At 55.3% G+C, this 20,952-nt stretch carries 20 protein-coding genes; 1 reads left to right on the forward strand and 19 read right to left on the reverse strand.

The genetic code is table 11. The features are described from left to right. Positions 1-779: 779 nt before the first annotated feature. The 17 genes from J2Z70_RS15020 to J2Z70_RS15100 form a co-directional block, all read right to left on the reverse strand. Positions 780-1,019 (reverse strand): DUF1450 domain-containing protein, encoded by a 240-nt coding sequence (locus tag J2Z70_RS15020; RefSeq protein ID WP_036725257.1) that lies wholly within the window; start codon positions 1,017-1,019, stop codon positions 780-782. Between the two features lie 42 nt (positions 1,020-1,061). Further along, the gene (locus tag J2Z70_RS15025) at positions 1,062-1,364 is read right to left on the reverse strand and encodes a HesB/IscA family protein (protein WP_036702251.1); all 303 of its coding nucleotides are present in this window, start codon (positions 1,362-1,364) and stop codon (positions 1,062-1,064) included. 125 nt (positions 1,365-1,489) lie between these two features. After that, positions 1,490-1,741 carry a hypothetical protein gene (locus tag J2Z70_RS15030; RefSeq protein WP_209874321.1) on the reverse strand — a complete coding sequence of 84 codons (252 nt, stop codon included), beginning with the start codon at positions 1,739-1,741 and terminating at the stop codon, positions 1,490-1,492. Positions 1,742-1,906: 165 nt separating this feature from the next. Next, positions 1,907-4,027, reverse strand: a complete 2,121-nt coding sequence (locus J2Z70_RS15035; protein ID WP_209874324.1) for a 3-keto-alpha-glucoside-1,2-lyase-like domain-containing protein — start codon at positions 4,025-4,027, stop codon at positions 1,907-1,909. 295 nt (positions 4,028-4,322) lie between these two features. Then, a complete protein-coding gene (locus tag J2Z70_RS15040) occupies positions 4,323-5,675 on the reverse strand; it encodes an FAD-dependent oxidoreductase (RefSeq protein ID WP_209874327.1) in 1,353 nt (450 codons plus the stop codon). A 107-nt stretch (positions 5,676-5,782) separates the two neighbouring features. Next, positions 5,783-7,405, reverse strand: a complete 1,623-nt coding sequence (locus tag J2Z70_RS15045; protein WP_245368269.1) for a response regulator transcription factor — start codon at positions 7,403-7,405, stop codon at positions 5,783-5,785. Further along, positions 7,380-9,134: a sensor histidine kinase gene (locus J2Z70_RS15050; RefSeq protein ID WP_209874333.1), complete on the reverse strand. Its 1,755-nt coding sequence runs from the start codon at positions 9,132-9,134 to the stop codon at positions 7,380-7,382. The genes J2Z70_RS15045 and J2Z70_RS15050 overlap by 26 nt, the downstream gene beginning before the upstream one ends. Before the next feature lie 82 nt (positions 9,135-9,216). Next, complete coding sequence (locus tag J2Z70_RS15055; protein ID WP_209874336.1) at positions 9,217-10,581, reverse strand: ABC transporter substrate-binding protein; 1,365 nt, start codon at positions 10,579-10,581, stop codon at positions 9,217-9,219. A 102-nt stretch (positions 10,582-10,683) separates the two neighbouring features. Then, complete coding sequence (locus tag J2Z70_RS15060) at positions 10,684-11,520, reverse strand: carbohydrate ABC transporter permease (protein ID WP_209874339.1); 837 nt, start codon at positions 11,518-11,520, stop codon at positions 10,684-10,686. Positions 11,521-11,545: 25 nt separating this feature from the next. Continuing rightward, positions 11,546-12,484 (reverse strand): carbohydrate ABC transporter permease, encoded by a 939-nt coding sequence (locus tag J2Z70_RS15065; protein ID WP_209874342.1) that lies wholly within the window; start codon positions 12,482-12,484, stop codon positions 11,546-11,548. Next, on the reverse strand, positions 12,481-13,857 hold the full coding sequence (locus tag J2Z70_RS15070) for an FAD-dependent oxidoreductase (protein ID WP_209874345.1): 1,377 nt from the start codon (positions 13,855-13,857) through the stop codon (positions 12,481-12,483). Before J2Z70_RS15070 ends, J2Z70_RS15065 begins: the two co-directional genes overlap by 4 nt. Before the next feature lie 474 nt (positions 13,858-14,331). Then, the gene (locus J2Z70_RS15075) at positions 14,332-15,540 is read right to left on the reverse strand and encodes a M14 family metallopeptidase (RefSeq protein ID WP_209874348.1); all 1,209 of its coding nucleotides are present in this window, start codon (positions 15,538-15,540) and stop codon (positions 14,332-14,334) included. 168 nt (positions 15,541-15,708) lie between these two features. Next, the gene (gene racE / locus J2Z70_RS15080) at positions 15,709-16,515 is read right to left on the reverse strand and encodes a glutamate racemase (protein WP_036725271.1); all 807 of its coding nucleotides are present in this window, start codon (positions 16,513-16,515) and stop codon (positions 15,709-15,711) included. 226 nt (positions 16,516-16,741) lie between these two features. After that, positions 16,742-17,218, reverse strand: a complete 477-nt coding sequence (locus J2Z70_RS15085) for a YtxH domain-containing protein (protein ID WP_209874351.1) — start codon at positions 17,216-17,218, stop codon at positions 16,742-16,744. 101 nt (positions 17,219-17,319) lie between these two features. Continuing rightward, positions 17,320-17,985 carry a helix-turn-helix transcriptional regulator gene (locus J2Z70_RS15090; protein WP_209874354.1) on the reverse strand — a complete coding sequence of 222 codons (666 nt, stop codon included), beginning with the start codon at positions 17,983-17,985 and terminating at the stop codon, positions 17,320-17,322. Positions 17,986-18,028: 43 nt separating this feature from the next. Beyond that, on the reverse strand, positions 18,029-18,469 hold the full coding sequence (locus tag J2Z70_RS15095) for a DUF86 domain-containing protein (RefSeq protein ID WP_036725274.1): 441 nt from the start codon (positions 18,467-18,469) through the stop codon (positions 18,029-18,031). Positions 18,470-18,687: 218 nt separating this feature from the next. Further along, positions 18,688-18,975 carry a Dabb family protein gene (locus tag J2Z70_RS15100; RefSeq protein ID WP_036702274.1) on the reverse strand — a complete coding sequence of 96 codons (288 nt, stop codon included), beginning with the start codon at positions 18,973-18,975 and terminating at the stop codon, positions 18,688-18,690. Between the two features lie 199 nt (positions 18,976-19,174). Between J2Z70_RS15100 and J2Z70_RS15105 the strand changes: the two genes are divergently transcribed. Continuing rightward, entirely contained in the window at positions 19,175-19,759 is a 585-nt protein-coding gene (locus J2Z70_RS15105; protein WP_036702276.1) for a helix-turn-helix domain-containing protein, read from the forward strand. Positions 19,760-19,875: 116 nt separating this feature from the next. Here the strand turns inward: J2Z70_RS15105 and J2Z70_RS15110 are convergent, their stop codons facing one another. Beyond that, the gene (locus J2Z70_RS15110) at positions 19,876-20,499 is read right to left on the reverse strand and encodes a class I SAM-dependent methyltransferase (protein ID WP_036725278.1); all 624 of its coding nucleotides are present in this window, start codon (positions 20,497-20,499) and stop codon (positions 19,876-19,878) included. Between the two features lie 170 nt (positions 20,500-20,669). Continuing rightward, a complete protein-coding gene (rpsN, locus tag J2Z70_RS15115; RefSeq protein ID WP_076078385.1) occupies positions 20,670-20,939 on the reverse strand; it encodes a 30S ribosomal protein S14 in 270 nt (89 codons plus the stop codon). Positions 20,940-20,952: the final 13 nt, after the last annotated feature.

Genomic DNA, 20,952 nt, shown 5'->3' on the forward strand with positions numbered 1-20,952 from the left:
ATCTCAGAACGCATAAAACCCCGCCTCCTTCTGAATGGAAGGGAGCGGGGCATACTTTGCCGCGTTAATTTGTACCTAGAATTAGTGTCCCACTTTTGGGCAACGAATGCAATATAAAGGTAGTAATATAGAGTTACAATTTCCTCCGCTCACCTTGTAGATGCAAATTGTATGTTGTTTTTGGCATACATTGCCCCGCTCACCCTCGTAGATGCACATTGTATATTGTTTTCCACATACATTTGCCCCGCTCACCCCCGAAGCTCCAAATTGTATGTTGTTTTCCACATACATTTGCTCCGCTCACCCCCGCAGTTGCACATTGTATATTGTTTTCCACATACATTCGCCCCGCTCACCCCCACAGCTGCACATTGTATGTTGTTTTCGGCATACATTGCCCCGTTCACCCTCGCAGTTGCACATTGTATATTGTTTTCGGCATACAGTTGTTCCGCTCACCCTCGCAGCTGCACATTGTATATTGTTTTTGGCATACATTTACTCCACTCACCCTCGTAGCTGCCCATTGTGTGTTGTTTTCCACATACATTCGCCCCGCTCACCCTCGCAGCTGCACATTGTGTGTTGTTTTCCACATACATTTGCTCCGCTCACCCCCGAAGCTGCACATTGTATGTTGTTTTTCGCCTACATTCGGCCCAGCGCACACGCACCTGCCTATTGTGTTCGGTTTTCCGACTACACCCGCGCACACCAAAACAGCCCCCGCATATAACGCGGGGGCTGTACGATGCTGCAGGCGCAGCAGATCTGAATTACTTCTTCTCCACCGGCCGTTTGACGAAGGCTTCCGCTTTGGCCAGCACCTCGTCTTCCGTCGGTCCGCTGATGTAGCGGCCGTTGATGTAGACAAACGGGCGTTTGCCGCACGGTCCGCAGTAGGAGATGCAGCCTGTCTTGATCTCGGCATCCGGTGCCATCTTCAGCAGCTTGGGCACGATGCTTTTCATTTTGATATGATTGCACTCGTCACATAATCTTATATCGTTAGCCATGAAGCAACCCTTCTTTATGTCCGTAAAATACGGGCGGATCAACTAGTGATCGCCATGATTTCCTTTAGACGGATTAGTAATCACAAAACCTTCTTCGGGCAAGTAGAGATAATCAATCTTCACTCCGTCCAGCAAGGGCTGGTTCGGATCAAGAATGACATCGATATCCTTGTCAGTGGAGACTACAACATCGTTCTCCTTAGGCGTGTCCAGATCCAGTCCGTAGTGGGCATGGTCGCCATGGGCATGTGTAATTGCTACACGAAGCTTAAGCTCGCTGTTGCCTTCAAGTTCCATGGTTTTCTTTATCACTTTAGCCGCGTTGCGGGTAATTTTGACGTTCATTCGATTCCATCTCCCAGGCCTTTATATTTTAAATACTCAATAATTCATTTTAAGGAATCTGGGAGGATAAAGCAACCATTAGGAGATGGACAACCACAGTTAAAGGTGCAATCGTCGCTAAAATGTCATCTTCCGCTGTGCAGCGACGCGTATTTACGGTCCATCCGTGTTACGAACCAGCCCATTAGCAGCATCGTTACGCCAATATCGTCAATCGGTACAAACGGCATGAAATCGGGCAGCACCCAGTACAGCAGCGCCGGAATGGTGAACAGCAGCTTGTCGGCCATAGCCACATTAGGCGAAACGATATAATGCCAGGAGCTGCGGAATATATGAGACCATTGTTTGAGCGACAACAGTTTTCTGAATTTCATGAGTTATGCCTCCCTGTGTAATCTGTGTAAGCAGCAAAGGACACCGCCGCTAAGCACCTGTAAAAGGATTGCGACTGTGCCCTTTGCTGTTATCTTACGCGAATGCGCAGGATTCGTTTCGCTTTAAGTAGAATTTTATCGAATTCTCCCGAACCGGACCAACATTCACTCCGTCACCTTAACATCGTCGATCCGTGCGGTGCTGGAATGCATCCGCAGTCCGATCTTCCCTCCGGCCGGCTGCGCCGCCGTATCGGTCCACTGGATCAGCTGGGTACCGCCCGCAGATGCCGTAATCGTACTGCCGCTTACCGTCACCTTCAGCTCAGTCCACTGGCCGGGCGTGACGGCAAAGCTTACGCTGTTGACCATCGTGAGCGTTCCGGCTGTTTTTTTGAACAGCTCCGCCTTGTCACCGGAATCATTCAGCCGGAACATGTAATAATTGGAAGCATCCGCATACCGGAACAGCAGGCCGGCGTTGGCGAAGGTATTCAGCAGCTTGACTCTAGCCGAATATGTGTAATTCCTCCAGGAGGCGTCGCCTGTATAGGCAAGCGCTTCTCCTGTCCCGGAGTTCTGTGATAGAGCCTTCGTGCCGTCATCCTCCACACTCCAGGCTCCGCCAGAAGTCGTCCATCCGCTGGAATTGCCATCCTCAAAATCATCCTGGAACAGCGTAACCGGCGGTGTGATCGTACCCTGGAATTCAAATACTCCGATATCCGGCACGCCGTTATACAGCGGATTCCCGAAGAAGTCCTGTCCTCCGTTGCCTGCAACCGCCGCCCCGGCATTGATCAGCGGAGAGGAGAGCGCAAGCTTATATCCGTCTGCCGAATCGAGTCCTGTGGCCGTGCCGGGACTGATGAATCCGGGATTGCCGGTAATTTTGTTAGGATCGCTCGGAACATTTGAGTTCAGCCCGTAGAAGCTGTTGTGATCATACGTCATTCTGGGGCTGTTCGTGTATTGTCCGCTGGCACCATTATAAAAGATATTGTTCGTGTAATAGGCCATTCCTGTATTGCTCGCATGGGTCAGCGCCTTATTCTGCGTTCCCGAACGATAGATGATGTTGTTGTAGACATAGAGATTGCCCCCGCCGTTCACCAGATGGAACACCCCGTTAGCGTCCTTATCGTTCTGGCTGATATTATAGCGGAAAATATTATTGTTCGTGTTATTCATGACCAGCAGGGTACCACCCTCATTGTCATAGCTGAAATTGTACTGGTAGATGCTGTCGTGCACCTCGATGTCGAAGTCCCAGGGCTGGCCGTCTCCACCCAGCATCCGGGTATCGGAGGCCTCGTTGTACTGGAAAATAGCACCCTTCGTATAATAAGCCCACTGCGCCGCAACGACAGTGATATCCTCAAGGTAATTGACGATGGATGTGTTCACATCGCAGGCTTCTCCGATGGACTTCGTCTTGTTGTATTCGATCAGCGGCGAAGCGCCGGCTCTGACCAGGATGCCGTCCCGGTGGATCTTCTCCACCACATTGCCCCGGATGACCACACCCCGGAAGGCGTCGAATTTATGTGTCCAGGCACTGTTGAAAAAAGCATCGGTCATCGTCTGAATCCCTGTATCCGCCACGTTAATGACTGTATTGTTCTCGATCAGAATATCTTCCCAGGTGCTCTCAAGTGCTGTATTGGCTCCCCGGGCATGAAAGTTGATGCCGCCTGTGCGGCGGTCTGTGCCGAAGATATCATGGATGTCGAGATTGCGGATATAGATATGCCGGAAGTTCCCCGCCCCTGCTCCTTCGCCTACGACCAGCACACCGTTTCTGCGCATATCTGTAGGCTGCTGTCCGCTTGTAATCTCCAGATTGTTGATCTCCCAGTAGGAGACATTGCGCAGCCGGATGCCGAAGCCCTCCCCGCCCGCGGCTGTGTTGCCGAAGTTAATCAGCGGCTTGGGTCCGCTTCCGTAGCGGTCCACAGTGATCGGATTCCCCTCTGCCCCGGAACCATGCAGATCCAGATACTGGCCGTTCCATTCGCCGCCCGCCTTCAGCAGAATTCGGTCCCCCGGATTGAAGGTGATGCTGTTCACCTTAGCCAGCGTCTTCCAGGCGGCAGATTCACTGGTCCCCGGGTTGCTGTCGCTTCCCTGGGCGGCATCGACGTAATAGGTGGTTCCGGCCGCTTCCGTTACCGGGGCTGCCAGGCCTGATCCCAGGCCCAGCACCAGCATGAATATCATCACCAGCAGAGGAAGCCTTCGCCGCTTGCCGGTATTAGGAGTAGCATAGCTGTTAGCGTCTGTCATGTTGATCACTCTCCCGCAGAAGTAAATTGTGCTTGTAAGATTTCATATGCGATCGCCGTGACTCCAGATTAGGAATAGCCGTGGCTCCAGAGAAGTTTTGGACTTCCGGCCGCTGTTGTCCCCAGCTTTCTTGAATTTAAACCGCTGTTCGCGGATGAAATCCGGTGACTGCTGATGCTTCCGAAGTGAGCTTTCCGCAAGAAAGCTTTCAGGCGGACGCTATCGCTCCTACAGTTCCAAAATTCCCTTCCGTCACTTTTCCCACTCTGTATATGTTCAAGTTCAATTTATTAAGTTATAAAGCAGCTAAAGATTCCCCAAGCCAGGCTCCCTGCTGCACCAGCTCATTCTGAAGCTTAACAATATCCACCTTCCGGCTCTGTCCCTCCGTTCCGGCAGCCATCGCCGCCGCCATACCCGCCGCCTGCCCCATGGCGAAGCAGTTGGGCATCACCCGTAGCGAGCCTTGCACCACCCGGTCCGAGGAGGCGGCGCGCCCCGCCACCCATACATTGTCCAGTCCCACCGGCAGCATGCAGCGGTAAGGGACACCATGCGACTTCCCGGGCGGAAGATGGTGGATATGCATTGCCCCGCTGCTGCGGGCCATATGAATATCGATGAAGTAGCTGTTGCGGGCAATATCATCCGGGAAGGAAGCCATATTCATGAAATCCTCCTGGGTCAGCACGTAATCGCCCACAATCCGCCGCGTCTCGCGGATACCGATCTGCTCGCCGGTGGACACCAGATGGGCCTGTTCGAATCCGGGCACATAAGCCCTGAAGAATTCCAGCTGGCGGTGGACTAGACGACGTCCCTCTATTGCCCCCCGGGTCAAGTCCTCCGCCCTGGAACCGTCGACGCCGAACACATGCCCAAAATTCACACCGACCAGATAATCGGCAATCCAAGCGAGGCCAGAGACGGAGTCCCGGCCCTGCGGCAGCTTCCCGTCAACCTGCGCCTGCTGGACGGCCTGATGGATCTGATCCGTGTCACCGCTTTCATTCCGGTAATCTTCAAAACGCTGCCGGTCCACATTCGCCAGCAGGTAGCACATAGTCGCGGCTTGAAGCTCGCCGGAATCTCCGCCCTTATGGAACGGCGCTCCCGCCTGGGCGGCCAGATCGGCGTCCCCGGTCGTATCAATGACAGTCCGGGCGCGGACCAGACTCCGGCCCGACTTGTTGACGATTACCACGCCCTCAATGCTTCGGCCGGTCTCATCCATCACCGTCTGGCTCGCCACGGTATGGAGCAGCACTTCCGCTCCGCTCTCGGTGGCAGCCTCGTCGTATACACGCTTCAGCACCTCCGGGTCGATGGGCACCCAGTCCAGCTCTGCCCCGAAGCGCTCGCGGAACTCCGGCTCACATCCGGCCTTCATCCGCTCCAGCAGTTCCAGGCCGATTCCCCGCACGACAGCCTTCTCCCCGTCACTGTAAGGACAGAAGGCTGGCACCAGGGCAACGGTGCCCATGCCGCCCAGGAAGCCGCGCTGCTCAATCAGCAGCGTCCGAGCCCCGCTGCGGGCCGCAGCTATTGCCGCTGCCACGCCCGCAGGCCCGCCGCCCGCAACCAGCACATCCACCTCGCGGGATACCGTGATCTCCTCCGCAGGCAAGGTAAATACAGTTCTATTCATCGTTGTTCCTCCTTGAAGCTATACTTAGTACTCCTCACCATTATAAGAAGGCGGAGGCTGCAACAGCGTGCAGACTGATTGCCTGTTACGGTGGACAGTTTTGACCTTTATGGCTTGGCATCATCCGTGGATGGTTCTCTGCCCTGCTCTTCCGGCGGACCTGCCTTGAATTCGCTGGGATTCCGGCCGCTGTATTTCTTGAATACCTTGGAGAAGTACGCCCGGTCGGAGAAGCCCAGGGTATACGCGACATTCTCGACGGTCTCATGCGGGCGGGCCAGCATCGTGATGGCCATATTCATCTTGTACTGGTTGACGTAATCGGTGAAGTTCACGCCTGACAGCTTCTTGAAATAGCGGGAGAAGTAGCTGGCATTCAGATGCAGATGCTCTGCCATGTCGGTAGAGGTGACCATCCGGTCCACATGCTCCTCCAGAAACTCATCCACCGCCTGAAGCCGGACATCCTTCTCCTCAGCGGCTGCGGGGGCTAGTGCAAACTGCCGCCACAGATGCCTCAGCTCCCGCTTAGTCAGGCTGGCCGCCTCCTCGATATGAACCGTCTGCTCGAGTTGCGTGAAGAAGTCCTCCTCAGCCAGTCCGCCGGCTTCGAAGGCCAACTGGCGCACCAGATCCCCGCAAGTCTCCTTCACCAGCCGGGGCAGCAGCCGCTCCGCCGATGCCAGCTGCGTCCACTGATTCACGGCCAGATCAATCCAGGCGGCATGCTGGTCTGCAAGCGCCAACGACAGCATACCGCGTTCCTTTTCCCCGCGCCGTTCTAACGTCTGCCCGAAATCCGCGTGCTCCTCAAGCAGAGACACAGGCTTCACTGGCTGATAGAAGTTATTTTCCCGGCAATCGGTGAGAGTCTTGTATAACACACCGAAGCTGCGGACCGGTGCACAGGACTCCGAATAGAACCCCCGCAGGCTAATCTTCAGATACTGCTCCACCTTATCCTGTACCGCCTGCATGAATTCAGCCAGCTTGTTCTCTGTGACGCCGGGGTCCTCCACATTCCAAACCAGATAAATATCGGCGTCCCTGCTCATAATCGGTGTAATGGAAGCCTCTGCCGCAGACAGCTCCAGCGCAATATTATTCACGGCTGAATGGATCAGCGGAATATCCTTGTACCGGTAACGCTCGGTAACCGATGCGGCATCCATATGAAGGAATCCATGACGCAGAAAGGGGTGCTTCCAGGAGATGCCCAGCCGTTCACCGAACTCCAGGGTATTCTCCTGACCCGCCGCACCCGACAGCAGCTGCTTCAGGAAGCTCTGCTTCAGCACTTCCTTATTGCGCTCAATCGCCTGGCGGAAGGAGTAACGCTCCAGCAGTTCCTCACGGCTCTTGAAGCGGCTCATCGCTTTGGCGAGACTGCTCTTAAGCTGCTCAGGGGATAGCTCATCCTTGATCAGATAATCATCCGCCTCCAGCTGGATCGCCCGCTTCGAGTAGTGGAAATCCTCATAGCAGGTCAGGAAAATCAGGCGAACCTCCGGCTTCGTGATCCGGAAGGCATCCGCCAGCTCCAGCCCGTCCATCCCCGGCAGACCGATGTCCACAATCACAATATCCGGCAGTGCTGCATGGAACTGCTCCAGCGCATCCTCACTGCTATACGCCGAAGCCACCAGCTGCAGATCCAGCCCCAAGGGCCCAAGCAGATATTCCACGTATTCCAGCATCGGGACATCATCGTCTATCAGCATCAGGGTCATCAAGGGGAACCGCCTCCTTCTCCCGGGTCACGGGGATATATAGGGTGAACGTCATGCCTTCCTCGTCTTCTCTTGCCTGCGCGCTCAGCCGTGCGCGATATCCGTACAATACCTGCAGACGGCGTGCTGTGTTGACCAGCCCGACCCCTTTTTCCGGCCAGAGCGCAGTGTCTTCACTTCCTTGCAGACGCCGGTTCAGGCGCTGGAGCTTATCCTCCGGCATCCCGCGGCCGTTATCGCTGATGCTGATCCGCAGCAGACCGGACTCGAACGCCGCTTCGAGCCGGATCGACGGATGGTCCGGACGGGCGGAGAAGCCGTGGCTGATGGCATTCTCGACAATGGGCTGAAGCAGCAGCCGGGGCAGCATCACCGCACCTTCTTCCTCGCCCACCTCGCATTCCCAGACGATATCCAGACGGTTGCGGATCTGCATCACCTGCACATAGCTGCCCAGCACCCTGCACTCCTCCGCCAGCTCCAGCGGCTTATCCGCATGCACATACACACGCAGCAGCTTCATGAGCGCATCGATCATGGCGCCATGCGCCGGGTCACCGCTGAGGAGCAGATCCACCTTGATGGAATTGAGCGTATTCAGCAGAAAATGAGGCCGGATCTGCGCCGCCAGCGCCTGAAGCTCCAGCCGCCTTTTCTCCTCCTGCTCACTCTCGACCTGCTGCAGCAGCCCGTTCATATCCTCCAGCATCTGATTGAAGGCCGCCGACAGCACCGCCACCTCATCCTTGCCCTTGACGGGTATCCGCACCGCACGGTTGCCGCCGACATACTGCTTGACGCTGGCCCGCAGCAGGCTAATCGGCTTGTTCATATATCCGGCCCACAGCATGGACAGGACCAGAAACGCCAGGAAGAACAGTCCGATCAGCGAGATGGAGACCAGAAACTCCCGGTTGATATGGCTGTCGATGGAGCTGCGGGGCGTCTTGCTGGTCAGCAGCCAGCCCACCTTGGGAATACGGACCTCACTGACCAGCAGCGGGCCCTCATCCGCATTAGCCGCTTCTCCGGTGATGGCAATGCTTCTCCCTTTCTGGTCAACCAGCGCAAGTCTGCTTACCGCATTGCCCGTATCGAGCAGGCTGCGGAAGTAGTGGCTCGGAATGCCCACGTACAGCGTGGCCAGCTTGTCCTGGTTCAGCGGGTCGGTAATGAAGCGTACCGCATAATAATAATCCGGTGCAGCGGGGGTGCCGCCGTAGGGGAACCATTGCAGCGACACTTTTTCCCGCTCATCCAGCCTGCTGCTCTCCTTAAGAAGATTCTCAGGCAGCACAGAGAACACCGGAATATTCTGGTTGCCGATCAGTATCCGGTTCTCCCGGTTGACCAGCATGATCTGCAGATCAGCATCCAGCGACTGCACCGACAGGATATTGGCCGTAGTCTTGAGCTTGTTGTAATGGGTATACACTCCGTAATTACCGAAGCTTCCCGTATTTTTGAGATAACGCAGACTCTCCAGCACGGCCGGATCATAAGCCTCAGAGAAATACACCGAGACAAACGAGATGCTGTCCACCGTTTTTTCCATTTGACTGCCGATTACCTTCAGGGTCTCCTCATTCGAACGGGCGATCTTCTCACTCACATTCTCCCGCACAGAGGTATACGACCAGAAGGTAACGACAACAAAAGGCAGCAGGATCAGGATCAGGAACGTGTATTGCAGTCTGCGATGGAAGGAAAAACGGCTTAACCATTTCATAAGAATTCCACCCCGCACTGTAATCAAAGCTTCAACGTCCCTATTATAATCCATAATCACTGCTGCCTTTGCACTTCATCCGTTATTTCTGATTGGCAGAAACTACCTTCTCGACTTCCGCTGTCATCTCACTCTTGACCTCATCGAAGCTGCGGTTATCCAGGATGAAGCTGGCGAAGCCGTTCTCCACAATCGCTTTCAGTTCGCTGCCGTAGGGCACGCTGAAGGTGTCCGGCATTTTAATATTCGGATCGAACAGCGTCTTGGAGAGGGAGGCGGTATCGATCAGATCTGTATTTTCCCCGAAAAAGCTATTGATCAGCTCCGCCCCGTCCACGCCCTTGAACGAAGGAATCTCCTTGGTGAACTTGTAGGCTTCCTTGGACATCCAGCGGATGAAGTCATACGAGGCTTCCTTATTCGCTGATTTCGCGCCCATGGCCAGGCCGCCGCCGGAGATATTCGTCATGCCCAGTTCCTTACTGTCCACCGAACGCGGCAGCGGGGCGTACATGCTCTGGAATTCATGCGGGAATTTCTCCAGGTTCAGCGCTGCCCGGACAGCATAGCTTGGCACAGCCAGCATACTGGCATTTCCGGCAAAAAACTGCTGCAGCACATGATAGTTCGAGGCCAGCACATCGGCATACGGCTCAGCGCTCTTATCTTCCTTCTCCATCGTGCGGCGGAGGTTGAAGAAGTATTCGAAGGACGGATCGTCAAAAATCGGCTTCAAGTCTGCGCTAAGCTGCGGATGCGGCTTCTCGGTGTATGCGATAATGTTCGGATATTCTCCCCAAGTGTGGAAGTACGTTCCGAAGTGCTCGGGTGTCGTCAGCTTCTTGGCATAATCGCGGAAATCATCCCAGGTCCAGCCCATCTCAGGCAGGGACAGCCCTGCAGCCTCCAGATGATCCTTGTTGAAGACTGTCAGCCACTGCGTCGAGCTGGGCAGAATGCCGTATACCTTATCCTCCAGCTTCAGCAGCTTGGAATATTCATCCTCGGGAGTGATTTTCTCCTGTTCAAAAAAAGAATTAAGCGGTTCCACAACTCCCCGCGACGCACGCTCCAGCAGCTCATCCTCGTTCCCGGTCATGAACACATCGACCACTTCGCCGCCTGCGACCAGAATATCCAGCTTCTTCATGAAATCTGTGCTGTCGCTATTCTGGACCAGAGATTCATACTCCACTTCCACTTTATCCTGAGCTTCGTTATACGCCTGAACGGCCTGGTAGATGGGCTCTTCCGGCTTATCGGCCTTGAAGGTGTAGAATTTGATCTTAGCTTTACCTGCAGGCTGGGCTGTGCCGGTGGTTCCGGCAGACGGATCAGCCGAGGCCGGTGCATCGGTTGCTGCTGAGGTGTTGCCCCCATTCCCGCCGCAGGCGGTGACGGAGAGCATGAGGAGCATACTGGCAAGCATTAATGGTAGTTTTTTCAAAGCAATTCCCCCTTGATTTGTTGTCTGCAGGCTCATTATACAATCTAAGCTTTGCGCACACCGTGTACAGCTATGCGGTGTGCGCGTACACTTTTTTGACCTTTACCCTTTGACTCCTCCGATGGCAATCCCGTTAATGACCTGCTTCTGGAGGATCAGGAACAGCACCAGCAGCGGCAGAATCGCGGCCACGGAGGCCATCATCATGACGGAGATCTGTGTACCGAATTCCTCCTTGAAAAATTGCATCCCCAGCGGAATCGTATACAGCTTGGTCGAATTCAGCATAATCAGCGGCCCCTGGTAATCATTCCAGGTCCAGATGAACTTGATAATCCCTACGGTCGCCAGAATCGGGCGGCTCAGCGGAAGCACGACACTCCAGAAGATGCGTAAGAACCCGGCGCCGTCCAGCTCCGCCGCTTCCAGCATATCATTATGAATGCCGATCATGAACTGGCGCAGTAGAAAGGTGAAGTAGCTGGAGAACATCCCCATCAGGATCAGCGCGGCATGGGAGTCATAGAGGCCCAGCTCCTTAATCATAATATAGCGCGGAACAAGCGTGGCCTGCTCGGGAATCATCATGAACGCCAGCATCAGGGTGAAGATCAGCGCTCTGCCCTTGAAATCCAGCTTGGCGAGCGCATAACCGGCCATGGCCGAGATAACGATTGTCGCCAGGGTGGAGATCAGGGCGATTTTGAGCGAGTTCATATAGAATAATCCAAACGCCACATCGCCCATCCATACGGCCTTGAAGTTGGCGACCAGATTCCAGTCGGTGGGAATCCACTGAATCGGGAAGGTCCAGACCTCTTTCTCCGTCTTGGAGGCAGCCGACAGCATCCAGACCAGCGGCATCAGGAAGAATACCGAGCACAGGGCGAACAGGACCGTGAAGATCAGATTGCCGGGCTTAAGTTTTTTCATTGTCATTGCCTTTCGTTCCTTTCGCCTTGGACTAGTAATGGACCTTACGGTTCTGGGTTATCCAGGTAATGGAGGTCACCAGCATAATGATCAGGAACAGCACCCAGGACATCGCTGAGGCGTAGCCCATTTTGAAGCGCTCGAATCCTTCTTCATAGATCTGGTAGACGATAACGGTACTGGAATAGTTGGGCCCGCCGCCGGTCAGGAACTTGATCATGTCGAAGATTTTGAAGGAAGAGATCGTGCTCGTTATCGCCAGGAAAAAGGTGGTCGGCCCCAGCAGCGGCAGCGTAATCCGCCGGAACTGTCCGATCCCGCTCGCTCCGTCTATCGTCGCCGCCTCATACAGCTCCTCGGGAATATTCGTCATCCCCGCCAGGAATATAATCATCTGGTAGCCCAGCAGCTGCCAGACATAGATAATCATAATCGCAATCAGCGAGAAGCTGGTATCGACCAGCCAGCGCGGCGGTTCGGATACTCCAAGCTGCATCAGAATCTGATTGACCGGCCCCTTGGACGGATGATAGAGCGCTTGCCAGACTGCGGCGATGGCTACCGTGGAACAGATATAAGGTACAAAGAAGGCTACCTTGAAAAAGGTCTTGGCATACAGCTTCTTATGAATCAGCGCCGAGAGAACTACTCCCAGCAGCATCGTGACCGGCACTGTGCCGACCGTGAACAGCACATTATTCTTCAGGGCCAGCAGGAAGCGGTTGTCCCTGAACAGCTCGATAAAGTTATCAAGACCGACAAAGTTAATCGCCGACAAGCCGCCGACCAGGTTCCACTCCGTCAGACTGAGGAACAGGCTGAACAGCAGCGGGAACACTGCGATGACCAGCATCCCGATGACCTCCGGCGCAATGAACAGCCATCCGGCGAGCTGCTCCCGTCTCTTGCGCGTCCAATAGGTTTTGGGCTCAGTCCCGGCTGTCTTCCGGGTAATCGCAGATTCACTCATTGCAATCTCTCCCTTGCAGTTTCAGCTTGGTTGTCCGGCAGATAGCCGCCTTCTTCCCGGAGACGGGCGCGAAGGAGGGGGACATCTACGGCATGGACATCGCCTCCGGTCTGAGCGGCAGCCAGTGCCGCAGCAAGTCCGGCAGCTTCGCCCATTGCCAGGCAGACCGGCATCACACGCACGCTGCCGAGCACCCTGCGGTCACAGGAGATAGACCGTCCGGCGACCAGAACGTTGCGCAGTCCGCGCGGCGTAAGGCAGCGGTACGGAATGCCGTGCGATTCACCAGGCCCGTAGAGCGTGATGGACTGGCTGGATCCGGCGCCGCTCTGCTGCTCCTTCTGTGTGCCATGCACATCAATGAAGTAGCTGTTGCGGCAGATCTCATCATCGAAGCTTCTGCGGGAGATGTAATCCTCCGCAGTCAGGACATAATCGCCGGTAATCCGCCGGGATTCCCGCGTGCCGATCAGTGTGCCTGTGCTCATCACTACCGCATTGCCGAAGGCCGCAGGGTGTACAGCGGCAAGCATGTCCCGGTAGGCGGCCGCCATCTTGCGTCCCTCTACCAGCGCCCCGGATACGGAGAAGGCATTCGTGTTGTCAATTCCCCAGAGATGTCCGGCATTGAAGCCTACGGCACGCGGAGCTACCATATTGTTGCACAGATGCGTATCCGGAATGCCCGGATATTCTCCTGAGCGGACCACCTCATGGATCGGGCTGTGCGGGTTCTCCGCATGGAGCTTCGGCCCATTCACATAAGCATAATCATCCACGTTGCCAAGTATGAAGCAATGGGTCGCGGGCTGAAGCTCGCCGGTCGCTTCGTCCCCCATTTGGTACTCGGCACCTGCCCATGCAGCAACATCGCCATCTCCTGTGCAATCGATATACACGGCTGCCCGGAAGGCCTGCAGGCCGCTTTTATTGAGAAGGAGGAGTGTGGTGATGTTGCCGTGGTCGTCTCTATCCACATCCGCAAGCGAGGTCAGGAACAGGATGTGGGCACCCGACTCCGTTACGAGATCGTCATAGACCCGCCTCAGCTTCTCCGGTTCGATCGGCACCCAGTCCATCGCATCCTCCGGCACATGCGGCATTTGAGCCTTTAAGGTATTGAACACCTTGGCCGCGAGACCACGGTAGACCATCTTCTCTTTGTCCGAGAATGGGCACCAGGCCGGTACCAGGCCGGAGGTTCCCATTCCTCCAAGGCTCCCGGTCGCTTCGACCAGCAGTGTCCGCGCCCCTTCCCTGGCCGCCGCCGCTGCGGCGGTGCAGCCCGCCGGCCCGCCTCCGACTACAATTACGTCGTAGGAGGCGTTCAGTGGGATTGGTTTACTTTTCAGCGTATACGTATCATTCTCCATTTGGCTCTCACTTTCCCGGCGGGTAGTCCTCTTTCCGTGAAGCCCTCCGCCGCTCTTCTATACGCTAATTTTAGCAAGAGACTTTGGCGGATACGGTATAGCTTTCATACGCGTTAATGTGTATTATTTTGACTCTCATTTTCAGCCCTAAGCGCCTGCGCTAACAAGCGCAGATAGGCGTTAGCATACTAAAGAAACCATTCTTACAGAAGTAGGAGGTCTCCCTCCAACTCTATGAAAGAACAGTTTCTTAGGTCAGGTATGTGGTGACTGGTGGCAGTGGCAGCATCCTGCGAATCAGGGGCACTTTTGCACCTCATTGGCTCACCCAGCCAACTTTTGCTGAAATCAGGGGCACTTATGCTCTTCATCCCCACGCCAAAAAAGGATACAGCCGCAAAGCATCATTTGGTCAGGATTGCGGCCGTGCCCTTTGCTGTTATCTTACGCAAATTTGCAGAGATTGTTTCATTTTTATTTCAAATTCGACAGAATCGCACTTAGAATCAGGCCGGTGTCCAGCGCCATATCCTCAAAATCAACCACGGGCAGCGGATTCTTGCCCACTCCCAGCTCGACGGTGAAGCCCGGCTTGCGGAAGCGCTCGATGAACCAGTCCTTGTAGCCGGCGTCGCTGCCGGTCAGCTCCACTGCCCTGTAGCCGCTCACCGCCGCAAGCGCCGCTGCCCACTGCTTACTCTCCGGCGGCTCATAGCCCCGGTAGTTCCAGTAGATCTCTGCCCCCTGGCTGTGCAGGGATACGGCGGCATCGCCCGGAACCCGCTCGGCCAGCGCCGCCAGTGCCGCCGCCTCCGGCTCACTGAGCGGCGCCGGGCCGCTGTAATCGCGCGGCGCCGGGCCGGGCACCTGCCGCCGGTCGCGTTCCTCCTCCCAGTGTGCGGGGAACTGGTCTCCAAGATCGACACCGCGGATGTTCGCCTTCCAGTGCCGGAAGCTGCGCCTGCCGCAGTTCCACCTCATCAGCTCTGCATAATGAGGATGGTCCGGCATCGCCCCTTCCTGCACCAGCTCGACACCGTCGGGATTCGCCATCGGCACGGCCCAGAGCGTCCAGTCCCGGTGCCAGTCCGCAGGCTGACGCCCGTGCCAGTCCGCACCTGATTCATAAGCAGCCGCATATTCTTCAAGAAAGCTCATCAGACACGGGGACGTCAACCATTCGTTGGCATGCAGCGCGGCATTCACATGCAGGTGGCGCGGGCCGCTGCCGATCCGCAGCAGACGGAGCGGCTTGCCGAGCACACTGTAGCCTATAACCTCGCTGCTGACAAAAGAATAGCGGTCCGCAAGTCTTGCAGCATCCGCCTCTATCTCAGCCGGTCCGTATTCCCCGTGCAGATAAACCTCTGTCCCCCGGGTGGCCGCCGGAATCACCAGCACCTTGCCCGGCAGGCAGATACGTCCCGAGCTTACCCCGGGATTCAGCATCTCCAGCTCATCTATGCCAACCCCGAACAAGGACGCGATGCTCTGCGCATCGTCCCCCGCCTGCACCGCATACCGCTTGCGCGGGGCAGACGGCAGGAACAGCACCTGCCCCGGATATAAATACGGCTGGCTGCCAGCCCATGGATTCCCCTGTATGACATGCTCCGGTGTCAATCCGTGTCTTGCGGCGATACGGCTTACAGTATCTCCCCTGCGGGCAATGTATTGCTGCATAGGTCTCATCCTCCCGGCCCTCTTGTGCCGGCGTCCCTAACATCCTCCGTGATGACATGTGGGACCCGGCCCTCATGCCTAGTATATGAGCACCAGCAGCGGGTCATGTGGAAATGTAGCAACTTGGAGGTTTGTCCCTATTCAGTTCGCCGCTGCAATGCTCTCATCCTACAGAGTAGATACTTGCCATACTACCGGCGTCCTGCTGATCTGCTCGCCCAGCCAGTCCCGGGCAATCCGCTGGAAGATTTCCGCATCTCCGCTGCAGAAGAACTGGTGAATCGGACTCTCATCCCCGCGCGCCAGCTGGCCTTTATCGTAGAGGATGGTGCTGATCTCCCGCGCCGTCTCATCCGCCGAGCTGATCAGCTTGACGCCGGGTCCCATCACCCTGCCGATTGGCTCCACCAGAAACGGATAATGGGTGCAGCCGAGAATCAGCGTATCGATCGGCTCGTACTTGATGCCGTTCAGTGATTCGGCCACCGCCAGATGGCTCTCCTCCGAGCGGAATAACCCCTGCTCTACGTAGGGCACAAGCGCCGGGCAGGCTTGGCTGACCACCTGAACAAAGGGAGACAACTGCTTCAGCGCCGCCGTATAGGCACCGCTTGTAATCGTGCCGATGGTGCCGATCACGCCGACCTGTCCGCTCTTGGATGCGCTGATGGCGGCGCGGGCACCGGGGTGAATGACTCCGATCACAGGAATGGCTACCTTGGCGGAGATATAATCAAGCGCTGCTGCCGTTGCTGTATTGCAAGCAATGACGATCATTTTAGGATTAAATTGAATTAAATAGTCCACGATCTGTTCAGTGAACAATTTCACTTCCTCAGTGGAACGGGGTCCGTACGGGGCTCTTGCCGTGTCGCCGAAATAGATGATTTTCTCCCGGGGGAGCTGTCGCATCACTTCCTTGACTACGGTCAATCCTCCAACGCCTGAGTCTAATATTGCTATTGCCTGCTGCACGAACACACCGCATCCTTTAACTCGTTTTGTGTAGCTTATGTAAGGCTGGAATAATGTGTACCAGGATTTCAGCCCCAATTGCAGATATTACCCCATTTGACGGTTCAGTTCAAGTAGGGAAGAAAAGCGGAGCCATAATGCAGACCCACCCGAAGCATGCCGCCACATGCAAAAGCCGCCTCCCGCCTGTGCAGCGGAAAACGGCTCCATACCTTTTATATCAAGCTTAGGACAGCTTCCCTGCGGTTTTTCCATCCTCGATAGCTTCCGCTACAGCAGCATCTGTACCGGTCACAGCTTCGATCTCAGCCTCCACCACTGCCGCTTCTTCAGCAGCCTCATATGCAGCCACCTCGTCACGCACGGCTTCCACTGCATCGGTAACTTCCACAGCCTGCTCCGCAATGCCGCTTACAGTAGCTACATCTGCTTCTTCCACCGCATCCTTGACGGATTTGCTCCATTCCTTGACTTCGCTTACCACCGAGACTACAGCTTCTTTGGCCTTACCGTAGATCTCTGTGGTTTTCTCGCCGGCCTGGCCGGCAATAACCTGAACCTTATCCACAGCTTCCGTTGTGCCTTCGGCAATATCCTTGCGCAGCTCCTTACCCGGCTTAGGAGCGAACAGCAGCGCTGTCACCGATCCCACAATACTGCCGGCGAGTACGCCCCAGAGCAAGCTTCTGTTATCTTTTTTCATCATCAATCTCTCCTTTGGTTTCTAAGTGCCTCTGCCCGGCCACCCGGGCGATCGCCTATTTCTGCTATATCATAAGCATAGAGAGGATGTCCTGTGACTGTTCAGCCCTTGATTTCGGAAGTTTTCTGCTCGGGGTTCGGCGTGATTGCATACCGGCAGCATTGGCCGCCTTCCGCCATACACTCACTGCGTGTCACCTTCGCTTCCAGCAGCTCCTCGAACAAATGCTGCTCACACTGGCAGGCCTTGCGGTACTGGGTAGCCACCTGACGAATGGGACAATTATACTCCCTCAGTGTGTATGAGCCGTCCTCTTCCTTGCTCCACTCCGCCATATAGCCCCCGGCATTCTGAATGGTTGACAGCTCCGCCACCCGCTCCTCCAGATCACGGCTCTTCATCATCGAACTGTACTGGGCAAGCATCCGCCGCTTGCGGCCTTCAAACAGTATATTGACCGCATCCGCCCCGCTCCCGTGGTCCAGCTCCCGCAGCAGCTCCAGCGCCAGATTGTGATAGCTTTTGGGAAAATGATCCTCCGCCCGCTCGGTAAGCGAATATACATGCATCGGACGTCCCATGGCCTGGCGCACAACCTTGGTCTTGGCAAGCGACTCCTGCTCCAGCTGAAGCACATGGCGGCGGACACCCATCTCGGTAATTCCCAATTCCTCGGCAAGAGCGCTGATCGTCAGTGGACCTCTCATCTTCAGCAGCGTCATAATCATCCGCCGGGTTGAACCGCTCTCCTGACCTTTCTTCGCCATAAAGGACCTCCTTTCTGTCTGTATGCACACAGCCCCGGCTCAGCTAACCCGTGACCCCGCTGCCCAGCTCCTGATCCAGATACCTGCGCACCTCGCAGGCGAACTTCTCCAGAATATCCGGCAGCGTCCGGGTCATGGGGTGCAGCTCTCTGCGTTCCCATACGAAATAATCCTGAACCAGCGGCTTACGCAAGGCTACAAGCGAAGTCAGATCCTCGTAGATCCCGCTGTCTCCCAGTACCTTTTCCTCATGGATAATAGATATAATATCCTCGTAGCTTCCGGCATCACGCATAATGAACCCGTCAATCAGACAGCTGCCCACATCCGTCACGACTTCAACGGCCAGATGTAAGCACCGTTCCTGCACCAGACCCAGCAGCGTACTGCCGTCCCAGGAAGAAGCTGCATGTGCTAGACCTTCATTAAGATCAGGGATCTGTTCAAGAATAACTTCTATTTGCTTCCGGTTGACATAATACACAGCTGACCCTCCACCCTGCGGTATTTAGTGACCTTCCTTAACATGAACTGCCGTTATTTCCCCCGCCTGCCCCGGCGCTTCAGCCAGAACACCATCACGACACACGCCGCCATAAAAACAATCAGATACGTCAATGCTTCCATCGGATACTCAAGCTCACGCATTCCGCTCACCGCTTTCCGTGCTTAATGGGTTCCAGCCTTGCAAGTCGTGCAGTCTCAGATCTCGTAATCGACCGCTACCGACAGCTCCTTGACCTCGTTGATATGGGCAATGACTTCCTTGTGAGCCGGGTGCACCTGATACGCCTGCAGATCCTCCATCGAGGCAACAACCGTGACCAGGGCGATATCGAACGAACGCTCCGAGTGAATCAGATCGGCCCCGACTTCAATGGACAGCAGCTGCGGAATTCTTCCTTCCATATTACGGAGGACTGCAACAGTCTCTGCGACCTTGTCCGGGGACCGGTCCTTTAATTTGAAGAAAACAATATGCTTGATCATCTATCCCGCTCCCAGCCTGATTAATGTGAAATTGATTACTCAAAATATATCATAAACTGCAGCATTACTGAAACAATCTTGGTTCATGACCAAAACAGGAGCTTTGCACTCTGGACGAATGCCGTGATGAAATGGTAAAGTCATAACAGCTAAACTAGATGATCCGTCACTTCATTAAATCAGTACACCCGGAGGTATTATGGCTAAAAATCAGCAAGAAACACATAAAATTCAGGCCTGGTCTCTGATCAACCGCAAATATCTTGGACAAGGCGTACGGGTCAAAAGATTTCGCCGCCCCAAACGCAGCCAGATCCGCAACCGCGTTCTGCTGGCCATCCTGATGGCCAAGGACATGAAGCTCTCCCGTCTCGCAGAAGAGCTCTCCGTCTCCTCACGCAGCGTAAGCGCATGGGTATATGAAGGACGCATTCCCTCCAGAACCAATCTGGACAAGGTCTGCCGCCATTTAGGCTATCCGCCCCATATCCTGTTCAATGAAGCTCTTCTGCGGCAAAGTCCGATTGTGTGCCAGCCGACCCCATCCCGTTTCATGAAAAGAACGCTCGCCCATTCACCGCAGCATAACGCGATTCTGACCGGGCTCTGCATGGTGTATGATTTCTCGGTAACCGATGTCAGCATCTGGATCGGCGTCCATCCCGGCACCTTCCGCAAGTGGCTGCACCACTGCCATCTGCCTACCCTGGCCCTGCAGGAGAAGGCCGAGAATTTCTTCCGCATTCCGCGGCATATCCTGTTCGCCGACTGCGAGCTGCATTAACCTTCATTAATAGGAAGCCGCAGGAAGAAGTGGGAGCACGCACAGCATCAGGTTCACAGTAGGGTCCTTCTCGCCGCAGGGAGGGGCCATGTTGACGTTACTTTCGCAGATGGCAGTTACCGTTTGAGCGCAAGGATCGTTCTTAGTATGTATTCATGAGTCCCGCCCTGCGGGTTCTGCAACGACTCGGTAAATGAACCTGTCTCCAGAATCTCCGTCCCGGCAAAATGCTCCCGCAAATCGGCATCGCTGAAGAAGTGGGCATATTTATCCTCTTTATATTCAAAGGTGCCCGGCTCCAGCTCTCTCCCGCAGCCGTTATGGGGATCTTCGTCGGAGAAGCTGGTGAAGTAGAGCAGTCCTCCAGTCCTGACCTGACGGAGACTCGCTTCAATCAGCCTGCGGCGGTCCCCGGCGAGGAATAAATGCAGAACATCATAGCAGTATACGGCATCTACAGACTGCCTAAGCTGCGGCTCCAGCGCCGAGCCTGCAATAAAGCTAGTTCCCGGGTCCCATGCTGCTGCCAGCTCAAGCGCCGGTTCACTTAATTCTATGCCGTATACTTTAAAATCAGCAGAGAATACTTTGGTATTCCGCCCATACCCGGCACCCGGAACAAGCACGGAGGAGACACCTGCCTCCTGGAATTTCCGTTTCGCCCATTCTGCCGACGGGCTTGGCTCACTCCCCCAGATCATCCCCTCCTGCGCAAATCTTTTACTCCAATACTCAGTCATGCAGCTCCTTCTTTCCTGTTGAGATTATGTATCTATATAGCTGTCCCTCTTCTCTATCATAGTCCACTCTGCCAGATCCGGCAAAGTCTATGGACACAGCAAAACGGCTGGCTCCTGTAACACAGAGAGATCAGCCGTCTTGCCGTTATAGCATCTATGAAGTTAACAGCCTACCAGCTGGACTTGGTAACGCCTGGAATTTGTCCCTTGTGTGCCAGCTCCCGGAAGACGATACGGGATATCTTGAATGTACTCAGATAGCCGCGCGGTCTGCCGGACACGCTGCATCTGTTTTTTTGACGGGTGGCTGAGGAATCCCTGGGCAGCTTCTGCAGTGCCATCACATCGCCCGCCGCCTTCAGCTCTCTGCGCTTGTCAGCGTACTTCGCCACCAGCTCCTGCCGCTTCTGTTCCTTCACAACCTTTGACTTCTTGGCCACTATAGATCACTCC

Source organism: Paenibacillus silagei, from assembly GCF_017874735.1.
GTDB lineage: Bacteria > Bacillota > Bacilli > Paenibacillales > Paenibacillaceae > Paenibacillus_AQ > Paenibacillus_AQ silagei.